Source organism: Acidovorax radicis N35 (assembly GCF_000204195.1).
In the GTDB taxonomy this organism is placed as follows: Bacteria; Pseudomonadota; Gammaproteobacteria; order Burkholderiales; family Burkholderiaceae_C; genus Acidovorax; species Acidovorax radicis.
This window is the reverse complement of sequence record NZ_AFBG01000021.1, coordinates 102,640-118,213: the sequence shown is the minus strand read 5'-3', so window position 1 is coordinate 118,213 and position 15,574 is coordinate 102,640. Positions and strand designations below refer to the sequence as shown.

The 15,574-nt window shown below is 67.8% G+C and carries 18 protein-coding genes; 10 read left to right on the top strand and 8 right to left on the bottom strand.

All coding sequences use genetic code 11. The features are described from left to right. Window positions 1–13 precede the first annotated feature (13 nt). Entirely contained in the window at window positions 14–793 is a 780-nt protein-coding gene (locus ARADN35_RS0117565; RefSeq protein ID WP_010464418.1) for an SDR family oxidoreductase, read from the bottom strand. Window positions 794–946: 153 nt separating this feature from the next. Here ARADN35_RS0117565 and ARADN35_RS0117560 point away from each other — a divergent pair, with 153 nt between their 5' ends. Then, window positions 947–1,843: a LysR family transcriptional regulator gene (locus ARADN35_RS0117560; RefSeq protein WP_010464416.1), complete on the top strand. Its 897-nt coding sequence runs from the start codon at window positions 947–949 to the stop codon at window positions 1,841–1,843. Window positions 1,844–1,868: 25 nt separating this feature from the next. Here ARADN35_RS0117560 and ARADN35_RS0117555 read toward each other — a convergent pair whose 3' ends face one another. Together ARADN35_RS0117555 and ARADN35_RS0117550 are read right to left on the bottom strand one after the other, a co-directional pair. Further along, window positions 1,869–2,402 carry a hypothetical protein gene (locus ARADN35_RS0117555; protein ID WP_010464414.1) on the bottom strand — a complete coding sequence of 178 codons (534 nt, stop codon included), beginning with the start codon at window positions 2,400–2,402 and terminating at the stop codon, window positions 1,869–1,871. 37 nt (window positions 2,403–2,439) lie between these two features. Then, window positions 2,440–3,222, bottom strand: coding sequence for an NIPSNAP family protein (locus ARADN35_RS0117550; RefSeq protein WP_010464412.1), 783 nt, complete (start codon window positions 3,220–3,222; stop codon window positions 2,440–2,442). A gap of 145 nt (window positions 3,223–3,367) precedes the next feature. Here ARADN35_RS0117550 and ARADN35_RS0117545 point away from each other — a divergent pair, with 145 nt between their 5' ends. Further along, window positions 3,368–4,363: a helix-turn-helix transcriptional regulator gene (locus ARADN35_RS0117545; protein ID WP_010464410.1), complete on the top strand. Its 996-nt coding sequence runs from the start codon at window positions 3,368–3,370 to the stop codon at window positions 4,361–4,363. Window positions 4,364–4,446: 83 nt separating this feature from the next. On the opposite strand, the gene ARADN35_RS0117540 is transcribed toward ARADN35_RS0117545, so the two are convergent. Next, window positions 4,447–5,094 (bottom strand): TetR/AcrR family transcriptional regulator, encoded by a 648-nt coding sequence (locus tag ARADN35_RS0117540; RefSeq protein WP_029414135.1) that lies wholly within the window; start codon window positions 5,092–5,094, stop codon window positions 4,447–4,449. A gap of 147 nt (window positions 5,095–5,241) precedes the next feature. On the opposite strand from ARADN35_RS0117540, the gene ARADN35_RS0117535 reads away from it, so the two are divergent. The 6 genes from ARADN35_RS0117535 (at window position 5,242) to ARADN35_RS0117510 (ending at window position 10,082) form a co-directional block, all read left to right on the top strand. Further along, window positions 5,242–5,670: a VOC family protein gene (locus ARADN35_RS0117535; protein ID WP_010464407.1), complete on the top strand. Its 429-nt coding sequence runs from the start codon at window positions 5,242–5,244 to the stop codon at window positions 5,668–5,670. Further along, window positions 5,667–6,023 carry a GFA family protein gene (locus ARADN35_RS0117530; RefSeq protein WP_010464405.1) on the top strand — a complete coding sequence of 119 codons (357 nt, stop codon included), beginning with the start codon at window positions 5,667–5,669 and terminating at the stop codon, window positions 6,021–6,023. The genes ARADN35_RS0117535 and ARADN35_RS0117530 overlap by 4 nt, the downstream gene beginning before the upstream one ends. Before the next feature lie 54 nt (window positions 6,024–6,077). Next, window positions 6,078–6,563, top strand: a complete 486-nt coding sequence (locus ARADN35_RS0117525) for a DUF1579 domain-containing protein (protein WP_010464403.1) — start codon at window positions 6,078–6,080, stop codon at window positions 6,561–6,563. 157 nt (window positions 6,564–6,720) lie between these two features. Then, window positions 6,721–8,160 carry an MFS transporter gene (locus ARADN35_RS0117520; RefSeq protein WP_010464401.1) on the top strand — a complete coding sequence of 480 codons (1,440 nt, stop codon included), beginning with the start codon at window positions 6,721–6,723 and terminating at the stop codon, window positions 8,158–8,160. A 225-nt stretch (window positions 8,161–8,385) separates the two neighbouring features. Next, window positions 8,386–9,462 carry a pirin family protein gene (locus ARADN35_RS0117515; protein ID WP_010464398.1) on the top strand — a complete coding sequence of 359 codons (1,077 nt, stop codon included), beginning with the start codon at window positions 8,386–8,388 and terminating at the stop codon, window positions 9,460–9,462. 146 nt (window positions 9,463–9,608) lie between these two features. Next, the gene (locus ARADN35_RS0117510; RefSeq protein WP_010464397.1) at window positions 9,609–10,082 is read left to right on the top strand and encodes an FKBP-type peptidyl-prolyl cis-trans isomerase; all 474 of its coding nucleotides are present in this window, start codon (window positions 9,609–9,611) and stop codon (window positions 10,080–10,082) included. Window positions 10,083–10,272: 190 nt separating this feature from the next. Here ARADN35_RS0117510 and ARADN35_RS0117505 read toward each other — a convergent pair whose 3' ends face one another. Both ARADN35_RS0117505 and ARADN35_RS0117500 read right to left on the bottom strand, forming a co-directional pair. Next, entirely contained in the window at window positions 10,273–10,602 is a 330-nt protein-coding gene (locus ARADN35_RS0117505; protein WP_010464394.1) for a hypothetical protein, read from the bottom strand. A gap of 85 nt (window positions 10,603–10,687) precedes the next feature. Next, entirely contained in the window at window positions 10,688–11,626 is a 939-nt protein-coding gene (locus ARADN35_RS0117500; protein ID WP_010464393.1) for a LysR family transcriptional regulator, read from the bottom strand. Window positions 11,627–11,734: 108 nt separating this feature from the next. On the opposite strand from ARADN35_RS0117500, the gene ARADN35_RS0117495 reads away from it, so the two are divergent. Further along, window positions 11,735–12,385: a glutathione S-transferase family protein gene (locus ARADN35_RS0117495; RefSeq protein WP_010464391.1), complete on the top strand. Its 651-nt coding sequence runs from the start codon at window positions 11,735–11,737 to the stop codon at window positions 12,383–12,385. Next, window positions 12,382–13,362 (top strand): pyridoxamine 5'-phosphate oxidase family protein, encoded by a 981-nt coding sequence (locus tag ARADN35_RS0117490; RefSeq protein ID WP_010464388.1) that lies wholly within the window; start codon window positions 12,382–12,384, stop codon window positions 13,360–13,362. Before ARADN35_RS0117495 ends, ARADN35_RS0117490 begins: the two co-directional genes overlap by 4 nt. Here ARADN35_RS0117490 and ARADN35_RS0117485 read toward each other — a convergent pair. Both ARADN35_RS0117485 and ARADN35_RS0117480 read right to left on the bottom strand, forming a co-directional pair. Next, a complete protein-coding gene (locus ARADN35_RS0117485) occupies window positions 13,319–14,197 on the bottom strand; it encodes a TIGR03915 family putative DNA repair protein (protein ID WP_010464386.1) in 879 nt (292 codons plus the stop codon). The two genes, ARADN35_RS0117490 and ARADN35_RS0117485, sit on opposite strands and share 44 nt — an antisense overlap. Before the next feature lie 15 nt (window positions 14,198–14,212). Then, on the bottom strand, window positions 14,213–15,505 hold the full coding sequence (locus tag ARADN35_RS0117480; RefSeq protein WP_010464384.1) for a putative DNA modification/repair radical SAM protein: 1,293 nt from the start codon (window positions 15,503–15,505) through the stop codon (window positions 14,213–14,215). Between the last annotated feature and the right edge of the window lie 69 nt (window positions 15,506–15,574).

The following is a 15,574-nucleotide window of genomic DNA, read 5'->3' as shown; positions in this document are numbered from 1 at the left end:
GAAAAGCAGACGCTCACACCATCCCGCCATTGGCCCGCAGCGTTTGCCCGTTGATCCACCCGCCATCCGGCCCGGCCAGGAAGGCCACCGCGTTGGCGATGTCCTCGGGCGTGCCCAGGCGCTCCATCGGGTTGGCCTGGGCCAGGCGCTCGATCAGCTCGGGCGTCTTGCCGTCCAGGAACAGCGCGGTGGCTGTGGGGCCGGGCGCAATGGCGTTCACCGTGATGTTCCGGCCGCGCAGTTCCTTGGCGAGCACGCTGGTCAGGGTCTCCACCGCGCTCTTGGTGGCAGCGTACACGGCATAGCCTGGCAGGGCCGTGCCGACCAGGCTGCTCGAGAAGTTGACGATGCGCCCCCCGGGCTGCAGCCGGTGCGTGGCCTCGCGCAGGGTGTGGAACGTGCCCTTGAGGTTGATGGCGACCAGGCGGTCAAAGGTGGCGTCGTCCGTCTGCGCCAGGTGCGGCAGGGTGGATGGCATCACGCCCGCGTTGTTGACCAGCACGTCCACGCGGCCAAAGGCCTGCTCGGCGGCATCGAACAACTGGCGCACGGCGCTGCTGTCGGCCACGTCGGCCTGCACCGCGATGGCCTCTCCGCCCGCCGCCGTGATCGCCTGCACCACCATCTGTGCGTCTGCGGCGCGGCCCGCGTAGTTGACCACCACACGAATGCCGTCGCGCGCGAGCCGGTGGGCAATGGCGGCGCCGATGCCACGCGATGCACCGGTGACGAGGGCGACGCGCGGGCCCGCGGGGGTCGACGCCTGAAAAGGGGTGGTGGTGATCGGGTTCATGGCAAGGCTCCTGGTGCGGTGATTGGGGCGCCGGGTGGGCGGCGCCAGGGATGGAGGCATTGTTCTGTTGTTGTCAGAATTGATAAATACCTAAAATTGCCATCACTGTTCAGCTGAACACAACAATCGCCCACAGCCAGAAGCCCTTTCGTGATGGACCGTTTTCAATCCATGCAGCTTTTCACGCGCATCGTCGAGCTGGGCAGCTTCACGCGCGCGGCCGAAGACCTGCAGCTGCCGCGCGCGAGCGTGACCCTGGCCGTGCAGGACCTGGAAAAGCGCCTGGGCACACGGCTGCTGCAGCGCACCACGCGCCACGTCAGCACCACGCCCGACGGGCAGGCGTACTACGAACGCTGCCAGCGCCTGCTGGCCGACCTGGAAGAAACCGAAACCGCGTTCGGCAACGCCGTGAGCACGCCGCGCGGCAAGCTGCGCGTGGATCTGCAGGGCACGCTGGCGCGGCACTTCGTGCTGCCGCGCATCGGCGAGTTCTGCATGCGCTACCCCGATGTGGAACTGGAGATCGGCATGGGTGACCGGCTGGTGGATCTGGTGCGCGAAGGCGTGGACTGTGTCCTGCGCGGCGGCGAGCTGCGCGACTCGACCATGGTGGCGCGGCGTGTGGCGCTGTTGCCGCAGGTGACCTGCGCGAGCCGCGAGTACCTGGCGCGCCATGGCACGCCCACCACGGTGGATGCGCTGCGCGGGCACCGCGCCGTCAACTTCCTCTCGCAGCGCACGGGCAAGCCGCTGCCTTTTGACTTCATTGTGGATGGCGTGGCCAGGAGCGTGCAGCTCAAGGGCCCCGTGGCCGTGAGCGATGCCGATGCGTACCACGCCTGCTGCGCCGCGGGCCTGGGGCTGATCCAGGTGCCGCGCTACCACATCGCGCCCCGGCTGGCCGATGGCAGCCTGTGCGAGGTGCTGGCGCCGTTTCGCCCCGCGCCCATGCCGGTGTCCGTGCTGTATCCGCACAGCCGCCAGCTTTCGCCACGCGTGCGGGTGTTCGTGGACTGGCTGGCCGAGGTGATGTCGGCCGCGCACTGAACGACCTGATTGCGTGCTGCGAGGCTTACGCCGGGCGCGAAAACTCCATCACCCAGTTCACCTCCCAGGTGGTGCCGCCGTCGTCCGAAAACGCCTGTTGCCAGCGCGGCGCGCCGCTGTGCTTTTGCGACCATTCGAAGCGCACGCGCACCGGGCGGCCTTCGAACACTTCTTCGCCTTCAAAGAGGCCTGCGCCGTCCTGGAAGCCGCCCACCACGGGTGGCTGGAGCAGGCCGGTGGCCGGGTCCAGGCCGCCCGTGGCGTTGTCGAGCCAGTAGATGCTCCAGCGCTTCGATACCGGGTTGAACACACGCAGCGTCATGCCGACGAAGCCGGGCTTCCAGGCCAGGGGCGTGAAGTCGTCGCAGTTGCCGATGCCGCCAGGCAGGGCGTGGGCGGTGCCGGTGGCATCGAACACTTCCCAGTCGTTGCAGCCTTGAAGCCGGTGCACCAGGCGCGTGTTGCGGATGCGCCAGGGGCCCAGGAGGAAGTCGAAGTCGCGTGCGGCGCTGGGGGCTGCGGCAGGCGAGGGAATGGTGATGAGGTTCGGCGTGGTCATGGCGGGTTCTTTCATCGGCAAGGCGAGCGGGGGGACGTCAGGCATGCAGCGCAGAGCGGGCGGTGGGCTGCAGGCGGTGGATTTCGGGCGCGCGGGCCAACCAGGGTGCAAGGCCCGGCGCCACACCGCGCGCCCATGCGGCGCTGTCGGTGAAAGCCTCCAGCGCGGCCTCGCGGCCGAACAGCGCCAGCCCCAGCAGCACGTGTTCGCCCTCGCGCACGGGCAGGCGGGGAAAGGTGTTGGCGCTGGTCTCGGTGCAGTACCAGGCCACGTGGCGCGCGCCACCGCGTTGCAGCGTGGGGGCCATGCGGTGGCGGCAGAAGTCCAGCAGCGCGGGTGTGGCGGCCTCGTGCAGGTGGAACACCGTGGCGGCCAGCACGCCCGGGGCCGAGCCACTGGCACCGGCCGCGGGGCGCGCGTGCTGCGGCAGCGCGCCTGCCGCACCAGGCCACGCGGGGCGCAGCAGCAACACGTTGTCGGAGTCGACCATGGTGGCGTTGGCGGCGTTGCGGTGCGCGGCCCAGGTGGGGCCGCGGTAGAAGGCTTCGAGCGCCTGGCGGCGCGCCTCCATGCTGCCAAAGCCGCGCAGCCAGACAAACTGATCAGGCCGGTCCAGGTCGCGGAACTGGCCCAGCACGCGCAGGCCCTGCGCCTCCTGGGTCTCCACGAACTCGCGGTCGAACAGGTCGATCAGCACATCGCGCTGCCCCGCGTGCAGCGTGTACTGGCGCAGTTCGACGATGGGGCAGTCGTCGGCAACGACGGCGGCGGCAGTGATGGGGACGGATGTGTGGCGCGTGGCCATGGCGGTGTAGGGCATGCGGGCTCCTGGTGGGGTGGTTTCAACAGTCAGGCTGCAGTCTGCGCCGCAATACCTGCCAACCTATGGCAGGTATTTGCGCTATCTTTCGCCATTGCCTCAAGCGGCTAAAAACTCTTAGCCGCACCACACAAACTGACCCCCCATGCGCGCCAGCCGCCTGCTTTCCCTTCAGATGCTGCTCGAAACCCAGGGCCGCATGAGCGCACAGGCGTTGTCCCAGGCGCTGGAGGTTTCGGTGCGCACGCTGTACCGCGATGTGGACCAGCTCAGCGCGGCCGGTGTGCCGATCTACGCTGAGCGCGGGCGCCATGGCGGTTTTGCGCTGCTGCCGGGCTGGAAGACCACGCTCACGGGGCTCACACCGTCGGAGGCGCAGGCCGTCTTTTTGAGTGGCCTGCCCGGCCCCGCGCAGGAACTCGGCCTGGGCGGCGATGTGGAGGGGGCGCGGCTCAAGCTGTTGTCGTCGCTGCCCGCGTCGTGGCGCGAGGACGCGCAGCGCGTGAGCACCCGCCTGCACCTCGACCCGGTGGACTGGTACCGCGAGAGCGATCCCACGCCGCACCTGCCTACCGTGGCCGCCGCCGTGTGGAGCGGGCACCAGGTTGCGATGCGCTACGAAAGCTGGGCCGACACGGTGGAGCGCACGGTGAGCCCGCTGGGCCTGGTGCTCAAGGCAGGGGTCTGGTACCTGGTGGCTGTGCCTGCGGGCGCGGCCGCTTCTGCGGAGGGCGGGCCACGCACCTACCGCGTGTCGAACATCCGGGCGGCCACGACGCTGGCCACGCCGGTGCGCCGCCCCGCGCGGTTTGACTTGGCCGGCTATTGGGCGCAGTCGATCCAGCGCTTTGAAGCGGGGCTCTACACCGGCGAGGCCGCCCTGCTGGCCACGCCATCAGGGCTCAAAGGGCTGCGCGCGCTCAGCCGTGCCGTGGCACGCGCGGTGGCGGCCGCCCCGTCGCCCCGCCGCAAGGACGGTCGCGTGGCCGTGACCATTCCCATCGAATCGGTGGAGCATGCCTGCGGGCAACTCATGCGGCTGTCCCCGCAGGTGGAGGTGCTGCGGCCTGCTGCGTTGCGCCGCGCGCTGGTGGCACGGGTGAGGGCCACAGCGCAGCTTTATGGGTTGGGGGTGGTGTGACGCCTGACCACATTTGCTATTTATTTGATAGCTATAGGCGCTTTATGAATAAGCGCTAGTGGGCAAAAAGGCTTCGGGTTTTCTTACAAACCCCGCTCCACCATATCGAGCAGCCGCTGTCCCAGGCCATCCAGCATCTGCTGCGGCGTGCCCCGCAATGGTCCGTCGATGGAAAGCAATGCCATGCCGTGCACGGTGGACCAGGCCAGGTATTCGGCGCCGGGGCGGCGCGCGGGCGGCAGGGCGCCTGCGGTCACCAGGTCATCGAGCGCTGCGCTCAGGTGCTGGAACGGGTTGAGCCCGGTGGCGCCACCCATGGCGGGGTCGGGGTCGTGCTGCACGGTGAAGCGGCCACCGAAGGCGGTGCGGAACAGCCCGGTCTCGGCGTGCGCAAAACGCAGGTAGCCCGCGCCCACGGCGCGCACCTTGGCGTGGGCCTGCGCGGTGGGTGTGCCGGTGGTGGGCACCTGGGCCAGTTCGGCTTCCATGGCCTCGGCCACGGCCGCCAGGGCCGCCGTGCGGACGGCGGCCAGCAGGTCGTCCCGGTTGGCGAAATGGCGGTAGGCCGCATTCGGCGCCACGCCCGCGCGGCGTGTGGCCTCGCGCAGCACCACGGCATCGGGGCCGCCCTGGCGCGCCAGATCGATGCCGGCCTCCAGCAGGGCGCGGCGCAGGTCGCCATGGCGGTAGGTGCTGCGGAGGGTCGGCGTGTTGCGGTTGGTTACGGTCATGGACGATGGAAACGTGGACACCGTCCATTCTCTTTGTTATGGTTTGTGGACGGTGTTCACAATTGTGCGCCGAAATCACGTTGCTGAAACTTTGGCAGGCATTTGGCCCCGGCGGGGCGCCTGCTTTTACCCCCAAGGAGACGCCCCATGAAAGTCGAGCCCTATCTGATGTTTGAAGGCCGCTGCGAAGAGGCCCTGGATTTCTACCGACGCGCCCTGGGTGCCGAGGTCACGATGCTCATGCGCTACAAGGACAACCCCGAGCCCGCTGCCGGCCAAGGTTGCGCAGAAGGCGGCGGCCCCGGCCCCACGCCCGAGATGGTGATGCACGCTGCGTTCAACGTGGGCGAGACGCAGGTGATGGCGTCGGACGGCATGGGATCGGGCAGCACGAACTTCCAGGGCATCTCGCTGGCGCTGAGCCCCGCGAACGAAGCCGAGGCCAAGCGCCTGTTCGATGCATTGGCCGAGGGCGGCCAGGTGCAAATGCCCCTGGGCAAGACTTTTTTTTCACCCGCCTTCGGCATGGTGGCGGACCGCTTCGGCGTGGCGTGGATGGTGGTGGCACCACAATGAGCGCGACCCGATACCAAGGCAGCTGCCATTGCGGCAAGGTGGCGTTTGAGGTGGAAGGCACCATCGACAGCGGCCTGGCCTGCAACTGCAGCATGTGCGGCCGACGCGGGTCGCTGCTGTGGTTTGTGCCACGCGACGCGCTGCGGCTGACCACCCCCGAGGCCGACGTGGCCACCTACACCTTTCACAAGCATGTGATCCAGCACCGCTTTTGCCCGGCCTGCGGCATCCACCCGTTTGGCGAAGGCGTGGACCCGAAAGGCAACCGGGTGGCGGCGGTCAACCTGCGTTGCCTGGATGGCGTGGACCTGGATGCCGTGCCGGTGCACCACTACGACGGCAAAGCGGTGTAGCCCCTCGGGTCGGCGCGTGCTCTTGCCAACCTCTTCAACACCAAGGAGACCGACATGATGAATCCCGAACCCCATGCCATGCACCGCTGGCTGCAGCAACTGCTGGGCGACTGGACCAGCACCTCCAACTGCGACGCGGACCCCGGCCAGCCGTCCGAGCAGTCGCACGGCACTGAACACGGGCGCGCGCTGGGCGACCTGTGGGTGATCCTCGAAGGCACCGGCACCATGCCCGGTGGCGGCGAGGCCCGCATGCAGATGACGCTGGGCTACGACCCCGAGAAGAAAGAGTTTCTGGGCACCTGGGTGGGCTCGATGATGGCCCACATGTGGGTCTACCGTGGCACGCTGGATGCCGACCAGAAGGTGCTGACGCTGGAGACTGAAGGCCCGAGCTTCAAGGACGACGGCAAAACCGCCCGCTACCGCGATGTGATCACCATCGTCAGCGCCAACGAGCGCACGCTCACCTCGTTTGGCCAGCAGCCCGACGGGAGCTGGAACCAGTTCATGCAAGCAAAGTATGTAAGGACCCCCTGAGCCGCTGCGCGGCTTCCCCCTGAAGGGGGACGCACCCGGTGGACTGGCGGAGCCAGATCCACGGGTGCACTGGCTTTGCGCCGCGCCAGTTGCCGCCGCCGCGCGTGACAAACTGTGGGGCGCGTCTTCTGCGCTTTCCACATTCCCATTGACCTCCATGACCCTCTCCATCGAAGGCCGCGCACGCTGGCCCGCGCTCATCTTGCTGTGCCTGGGCGAGCTGATGATCGTGCTCGACACCACCATCGTGAACGTGGCGCTGCCCAGCATCAAGGCTGATCTGGGCTTTACCGAGACATCGCTGGTGTGGGTGGTCAATGCTTACATGCTGACCTTTGGCGGCTGCCTGCTGCTGGGCGGGAGGCTGGGCGATCTGTATGGGCACCGGCGGCTGTTCCTGGCAGGAATCACGCTGTTCACCGTCGCGTCGCTGGCCTGCGGGCTCGCAAATACGCAGGGGCTGCTGGTGGCGGCGCGTGCGGTGCAGGGCGTGGGCGGGGCCGTGGTGTCGGCCGTGGCGCTGTCGCTCATCATGAATCTGTTCACCGAGCCCGGCGAGCGCGCGCGGGCCATGGGGGTGTATGGTTTTGTCTGCGCGGGGGGCGGCAGCATTGGTGTGCTGCTGGGCGGTGTGCTTACCAGTGCATTGAGCTGGCACTGGATCTTTCTGGTCAACATCCCCGTGGGCGTGGCGATCTACGCGGCCTGCCTGGCACTGCTGCCGGGCGGCAAAGGGCAGGCCCACGGGCAGCGGCTGGATGTGGCGGGCGCGGTCACCATCACCGCGTCGCTGATGCTGGCGGTGTACGCCATCGTCAACGGCAACGAGGCGGGCTGGACTTCGCTGCAGTCGCTGGGCCTGCTGGGTGCATCGGCCGCGCTGCTGCTGGTGTTTCTGTACGTTGAATCCCACGTGGCCGCGCCGCTGGTGCCGCTGGCCTTGCTGCGGCTGCGCAATCTGGCCATCTCCAACGTGGTGGGCGTGCTGTGGGCGGCAGGCATGTTTGCGTGGTTCTTCCTGTCGGCGCTGTACATGCAGTTGGTGCTGGGCTACGACGCGATGCAGGTGGGCCTGGCGTTCCTTCCGTCCAACCTCATCATGGCGGCCTGCTCGCTGGGGCTGTCGGCCTGGGTGGTGATGCGCTACGGCATTCGCAGCACGCTGGGCTGGGGCCTGGTGCTGGCCACTGTGGGGCTGGCGCTGTTTGCGCTGGCGCCGGTGGACGGCCAGTTTGTGCTGCATGTGCTGCCCGGCATGGTGCTGCTGGGCGTGGGGGCGGGCATTGCGCTCAACCCGCTGCTGCTGGCCGCCATGGGCGACGTGAAGCCCGAGGATTCGGGCCTGGCATCCGGCGTGGTCAACACTGCCTTCATGATGGGTGGCGCGCTGGGCCTGGCCGTACTGGCCAGTCTGGCCGATGCACGCACGGGCGCGCTGCGCGAGGCGGGCGCATCGGTGCAGATGGCCTTGAACGGTGGCTACCAGCTGGCCTTCTGGGTGGCGGCCGGGGGCTCGCTCGTGGCGGCGTTGCTGGGCGGCCTGGTGCTGCGGCCTGCGCAGCCGTCTGGTGCAGGGGCACCGGTGGCGGTTCATTAAAAGGTGCAGAGCTATTAAAATAATAGCTAACAGCGCAATACTGATAAGCGCCAGGGCCTGATTTGATTCAAATTTGAGCGGAATGCGTCTGCCAGGATCGTCCCACTGTCCTGCCCGGTGCACCGCACTGTTCCACCGGGCGCACTTCTGCTCAGGCACCATTGGCTCCATATTCCACTGGCATACCGCCCGATCGTGGTGGTGCACAACACGAGGAGCCTTCGTATGTCGTCGTCCACACCTGCTGCAACCACCGCCCTGGTGCCCATCGTGCGCGCCCAGTTGCTGGGTCCGCAGTGGCCCACGCTCGACCCGTTTCTTTTCTGCGCCCACCACGACGATGCCTACCCCGCGGGCAACGCCGCGTTCGGCCCTGCCGTGCCCATTGAAGATCGCCAGATCGGCAGCGACTTCAGCGGCAAGGACGGCTGGAGCATGTACCACGGCGACACCGTGCCCGGCTTTCCGGGTCACCCGCACCGCGGCTTCGAGACCGTGACGTTGGTGCGCAAGGGCCTGATCGACCACTCCGACTCGCTGGGCGCGGCCGCACGTTTTGGCGGCGGTGATGTGCAGTGGGTCACGGCCGGCAAGGGCATCGTGCATTCCGAGATGTTCCCGCTGCTCAATGCCACCGAACCCAACCCGCTGGAGCTGTTCCAGATCTGGCTGAACCTGCCCGCCAGGAACAAGATGGTGGACCCGCACTTCACCATGCTGTGGGACGAGCGGATTCCGCGCCTGGTGCACCACGACGCCGCAGGCCGCGCGACCACCGTCACCGTGGTGGCCGGTGCGCTGCCCGGCGCGCCCGAGCCTCTGGCACCGCCGCCCGAATCCTGGGCTTCGCAGCCTGAAGGCGACGTCGCCATCTGGACGCTGCGCATGGACCCGGGCGCCGAGTGGACGCTGCCCGCCGCGCAAGGCGAAGGCACGCAGCGCATGCTGTACTTCTTCGTCGGCGACAGCGTGCGCGTGGGCCCGCAGGACGTGGACCGCCACGCGGCGCTGCAGGTGCGTGCCACCGAGGACTGGCTGCTGACCAACACCGGCACCACCGCCGTCGAGTGCCTGGTGCTGCAAGGCCGGCCGATTGGCGAGCCCGTGGCGCAGTACGGTCCGTTTGTGATGAACACGCAGGCCGAGATCATGCAGGCCATGAACGACTACCGCCGCACCCAGTTCGGCGGCTGGCCTTGGCCGGACCAGGACCCGGTGCATGGCACCGAGGCACGGCGCTTTGCGCGCTATCCGGGCCAGACCGACGAAGAGCGCCCTGCCGAGGTGGTGGCGGGCGCATAGGCCCAGGCGCAGAGCCCGCCCACGAGGCGCCCGGCAGACGCCCCACGCCTCGTGGACAATTCAGGGTTTCGATTGGCGCAGCGGCTGGCGGCAATAGCCCGCCAGCCCGCGCCGTTCTTTCACCGTCTGAAAGCGCACGCACCACCATGGCCACCATCACCAAAGACTCCGCCGTCACCATCACTTACAAGGTCACCACGCCCGAAGGCAAGCCGCTCGACGCCGGCAGCCTGTCGTATCTGCACGGTGGCTATGAAAACATCTTCCCCAAGGTCGAAGCCGCGCTGGAAGGCCAGGCCGTCGGCTTTACCACCGCGCTGGACCTTGCCGTTGAAGACGCCTTCGGAGCCCGCGACGAAAGCCTGGTGCGCACGATCCCCAAGGCTGAGTTCCCCCCAGGCGTGAAGGTGGGCGGCCAGCTGCAGGGCGTGGGCAGCGACGGTCAACCCGCCGTTTTCAATGTGGTGAAGATCAAGGGCCCTGAAGTGCACCTGGACGGCAACCACCCGCTGGCAGGCCAGGCGCTGAAGTTCAGCTGCAAGGTCACCGAAGTGCGCGCTGCGAGTGCCGAAGAAGTGGCGCACCGCCACGTGCATGGGGCGCACGGGCACCAACACTGAAGTAGGGGGGCGGGCCGCAGCACAGCGGAAAACGCCTGCAGGTGGGGGCTGACCCGGTCTGCCTTACCGGTGTCATGGTGCGCCACACCCTCTGGCCTTCATGCGGCCTTTGGGTGTGATTGCACACAGAACAATCGGCGATTAAAAAAGCCCGCAGTGCGGGCTTTTTTGCGGAAGAAGGCTTCGTGAATTACTTGGCCGCTTCAGGCTTGGCGGCGTCTGCCTTTTTCTCTGCCGTGGCATTGGTTTTCTTGGCCTTTGCCTTTTTCTCCACCTTCTTGTCTGCGGGTGCAGACGCAGCGGCGGCTGGCGCTGCTACGGCGGGTTTGACTTCAGCTTTTGTGGCTGGTGTGGCAGGCGTGGCCGGGGTTGCTGGCGTCGCGGGCATTGCCGATGTTGCTGGGGCTGCGGGCGTTGCAGCCTTTGCGGGTGTGGCTGGCGTTGCAGGGGCAGCAGGTGCCTGGGCAAACGATGCGGACACAAAGAAACCGGCGAGCAGGGCAGCGATGAGCTTGTTCATGAGAAATCCTTTCAGATCGGATGACCGCCCGACAAAGCGTCGGACTTGTGTATGCAACGGCGCGGGGACAGGCGGCGATGACAGGTCACGAAGTGATTGGCAACAAGGCGTTACCGCGTCCCAGGCCACGACCGTTCAGAACCGGTTCCTTGGCGAGGCGTTCGCGGGCCCATTCCACAAAGGACCGTACCTTCGCGGGGGCCCGCCGCCCTGCGGGGTACACGATGTGCACAGGCACCGGCGGCAGTTCGTGCTCGGCCAGCACGATGCGCAGCCGACCTGTTCGCAAGCTGGCGGCGGCCTGGTAGGCCAGGCAACGGGTCAGGCCCAGGCCAGCCTCTGCGGCGGCAATGTCCACCTCGTTGCTGTTGCTGATCCATGCGAACTGAGGGTGGCCCGTTGCGCCGTCGCGGAACTTCCAGGGCGCTGGAGCCCGTGCGTCAAATGAAAATCCGATGGCCCGATGGGTACTTAGATCAGCGGGGTGGCGCGGTCTGCCGTGCTGCGCCAGATAAGCGGGTGACGCCACCACCAGGCGGCGCAAGGCACCCACCTGCACGGCGGTCAGCCCTGAATCGGGCAGGTGGGCGATGCGGATGGCCACGTCCATGCCCTCGTCCAGCAAATGCACGAGGCGGTTGACGAACAGCGTGCGCACCTGCACGCGCGGCTGTGCCTGCAGAAAACCTTGCACGATAGGCGCCACATGCTGAATGCCGAACATCTGTGGCGCGGTGATGGACAGCAGGCCCTGTGCTTCGGCCTGTGCGCCACTGGCTGCCTGCTCGGCCTCGTGCAGGTCGTTCAAGAGGGGGCGGCAGTCCTGCAAAAAGCGCTCGCCTGCTTCGGTGAGCCGCACCATGCGCGTGCTGCGCTGAAACAGCAGCACACCGAGCCGGGCCTCCAGCGCAGCAATGGCGCGCGTGACGGCGGCGGCCGAGCAGCCCAGTTGCCGCCCCGCGACCGCAAAGCCGCCAACATCGGCCACGGCCACAAAACAACGCAGGGTGTCGAGGTGGTCCATTGTTTCAGTTCGCGCAATTTTGAAAGCTGCACTATGGCTATTAACACCGCGCCGTGCAATAGATAAGGTCGGGGCTTCTTTGTTTACCCTTCTCACAAGGACCTCCCCATGGCACCCACCGCACCCCTTCGTCTCTATCGCATGCCCGTGTCGGGCCACTGCCACCGGGTGGAGCTGATGCTGTCGCTGCTGGGCCTGCCGCACGAACTGGTCAACGTGGACCTGCGGCGTGGAGAGCATCGCAGCACGCAGCACCTGGGGCTCAACCCGCTGGGCCAGGTGCCGGTGCTGGTGGACGCAGGCACGGCCCTCAGCGACAGCAACGGCATCCTGGTCTACCTGGCGCAGCGCTATGCACCGGGCAGCGCCTGGATACCGCAGGATGCTTGGGGCCAGGCGCAACTGCAGCGCTGGTTCAGCCTGGCAGCAGGCATGCTGGTGCCGGGCGTTGCCACACCCCGCTACGCAGCGCTGTCAGGCCGACCGCCGGGTGCTGACCGCGAAGCTGCGCTCGCCACCGGTAAGCGCCTGCTGGACTACATGGAGGGTGAGTTGCAGGGTCGTGTGTGGCTGTTGGGCGGCGAGCAGCCCAGCCTCGCGGACATCGCCATGGTCAGCTACACCTCGCAGGCGCACATCGCGGGGCTCCCGCTGGCGGCCTACCCGCGCATTGCGGGATGGGTGGCGCGCTTGCAGGCGCTGCCCGGCTATGTGCCGCTGGCCGACACCCTGGCCCCGTCCGCGCGGGAGGCAGCGTGACCACCACATCCGACGCCTTCCACGCGGGCGAGCAGGCGCTGCAGCAGCGCGTGGGCCTGCGCGATCGCATGGCCGCCATCGGCCCCTTGGTGCTGCGCGACAACATGCCCGACCAGCACCGGGAGCTTTTCGAGAAACTGCCCACCTTGCTGGTAGGTGCGCTGGATGAACAAGGTCAGCCCTGGGCGACCCTGCTGGCAGGCCCACCCGGTTTTGTGCAGACGCCGGATGCGCGGCAAATGGACATCGCCACCGCGCCCAACGCCGCCGACCCCGTGTTGAACCGGTTGTCGCCAGGTGCCCCGGTGGGCGTGCTGGGGCTGGAGCCCCACACCCGCCGCCGCAACCGCATGAACGGCGAGGTGGCCGCCTTCAGTGAGGCAGGTTTGTCGATTGCCGTGGTGCAGAGCTTTGGCAATTGCCCCAAATACATCCAGGCCCGTGAACCGGGCCTGCGTGCCACGGTCACCCCGCCGGGGCCTGTGCAGGTGCTGGGCCCGGCGCTCGATGCCGAGGCTCTGGTCCGCGTGCAGCAGGCCGACACGTTGTTCATCGCCAGCGCCTCGGCCGCGCAGCCGGGCAGTGCGCGCAACGAAGGTGTGGACGTGTCGCACCGGGGCGGCGAGCCCGGCTTTGTGCACGCCGAGCACACCGCGCACGGCGTGGTGCTGCGCCTGCCCGACTACCCGGGCAACCAGTTCTTCAACACGCTGGGCAACCTGGCGCAACACCCGCTGGCGGGCCTGCTGGTGGTGGACTATGACGGCGGTGGCTTGCTGCACATCGCCGCGCGGGCGGAGCTGCTGTGGGACGATGCGGCGCGTGCGCCCTGGCCTGGTGCACAGCGGGTGCTGCAGCTCACGGTGCAAAACGCGCTGTGGCGACCTGGGGTGTTGCCGTGGCGGTGGACGCCACCGGTGGCGGCTGCGCAGTTCAACGCGCTGCGCCGTCCCGGGGCCGCTGTGCCACCGGGTTGATGCGCCGGCGCGGCACGGTGGCCTCGGCCTCCACCATCTTCGCGCTGCGCTCGTGCGCCGTCTGTGCCAGTTCGGTGATGAGCGCCGCCTCGGGCAGGTTGTGCCAGTAGCGCGTGGGCATTTCCTTTTTCATCATGCCCAGCTTGAGCCGCGCGGGGTTGAAGATGTGGCGGTAGTAGGTGAGCCACAGCGCCTCGCCTGCGTCGGGCGGCGGCGCGTCGCTGCGCTGTGCGCCCGGGCCGGTGTGCAGATGCTGCCCGTCCCAGCGCACGCTGGCGTCGGGTGTGAGGATGGCCCAGCGCATCTGCGTGAAGCGGCGGATGAAGAATCCCGCGTTGGCCACGGCGATGTAGTGGTCGGGCTCGAACCAGGCCATGTGCAGTGGCTCGCCATCGGGCTCCACCACAGGCCGAAAGCGCACGAATGCGTGCATCTTGTGGATGTCCCGCAGCACGCTGCGGACCATGTGGTGGGCCAACATGCGGTCCGCGTCCAGCGGGTCGTGCCGCGCGGCGTCGGCTTCATGGCCGCCCTGCGCCATTCGCCACAGCAGGCGGTACATCAGCGGGAAGCGGGCCGGGTCGCGGTGCAGGATGAGTTGCTCGCACAGGTGCACAAAGTCGGGCGGTACGCGCAGCGGCGGCGCATCGGGGGCTGGGCTGGGCAAGGTGTGGCTGGCTACAGGCTCGGGCGCGAACAGGTCTTCAGCGGCATCCGCCTGGCAGCGCCAGTCCACAGCCTGCGGAGGCACGTTGGCTTGCACCAGGGCGCGTGCCGCTTGGCGAAAACCGGGCCAGTCGGTGGCGTGGTCCAGCGTGATGGTGTGGCGCTGCATGCGGGCCTCTCTAGCTCAGAACAGGCTGCGCTGCACCGGCGGCGGCGTCAACTGCGCGGCGAGGTCGGCAGCGTCCAGCGCACGGCCGGGGCGGTAGTCGGCCGCCTCCACAAAGGGCAGCACTTTCTTCAGCGGCACATGCAGCCGCGCCAGGTCTGCATGCCGCAGGCGGCGCACGCGGCGCGCGGCCAGCAGGCGGTCCACCGTCTGCACACCAAACCCGGGCACGCGCAGCAGCAGTTCGCGCGGGGCGGTGTTGAGGTTGACCGGAAAGCGCTCGCGGTGCGCCAGCGCCCAGGCCAGCTTGGGGTCCATGTCCAGCGCCAGCATGCCCACCTGACCTCCTGGGGCGCCTTGGCTGGGCGGCACGATCTCGTCGTGGGTGAAACCGTAAAAGCGCATCAGCCAATCGGCCTGGTAGAGCCGGTGCTCGCGCACCGTGGGTGGCGCGGCCAGCGGCAGGGCGCGGGCCGCGTCGGGGATGGGGCTGAAAGCCGAGTAGTACACGCGCCGCAGCCGGTGCACGCCATACAGCCGCGCGCTGGTGGCGAGGATGGTGCGGTCGTTGGTCGCATCCGCCCCCACGATCATCTGCGTGCTTTGCCCGCCGGGCGCAAAGTGCGGCACGCTGGCCCGGCGCGTGGTGCGCGATTGCGGCATCGACACGATGGTTTGCGCGGCCTGCTCCTTGCGCGCGGCGCGCGATTCGCCAATGTGCACCGCCATGCGGGCCATGGATCGGTCAATCGCGGCGCTGTCTTTTTCTGGCGCCAGGGCCGTGAGGCCTTCGGCCGTGGGCAGCTCGATGTTGATGGACAGGCGATCCGCATAGCGGCCTGCGCGCTCCATCAGCTCCGGCGCTGCATCGGGGATGGTCTTCAAGTGGATGTAGCCGCGAAAGTCGTGCTCCTCGCGCAGCACGCGGGCCACCTCCACCACCTGCTCCATGGTGTAGTCGGGGCTCTGGATGATGCCGCTGGACAGGAACAAGCCCTCGATGCAATTGCGGCGGTAGAAGTCGAGCGTGAGCTGCACCACTTCATCGACCGTGAAGCGCGCCCGGGGCACGTTGCTGGTCTCCCGGTTCACGCAGTACAGGCAGTCGTACTGGCAGAAGTTGGTGAGCAGAATCTTGAGCAGCGAGATGCAGCGCCCGTCCGGCGCGTAGCTGTGGCAGATGCCCATGCCTTCGGTGGACCCCATGCCGCGCCCGCCCACCGAGTTGCGCGGCGCAGCACCGCTGGATGCACAAGATGCGTCGTACTTGGCGGCGTCGGCCAGGATGGCGAGTTTGGATTGCAAATTCACTGTATGAATTTACAGTATTTCTCCATCTTCAGCCAGCCCAAGGGATTTTCGTGCTATCAAAAAAGTAGC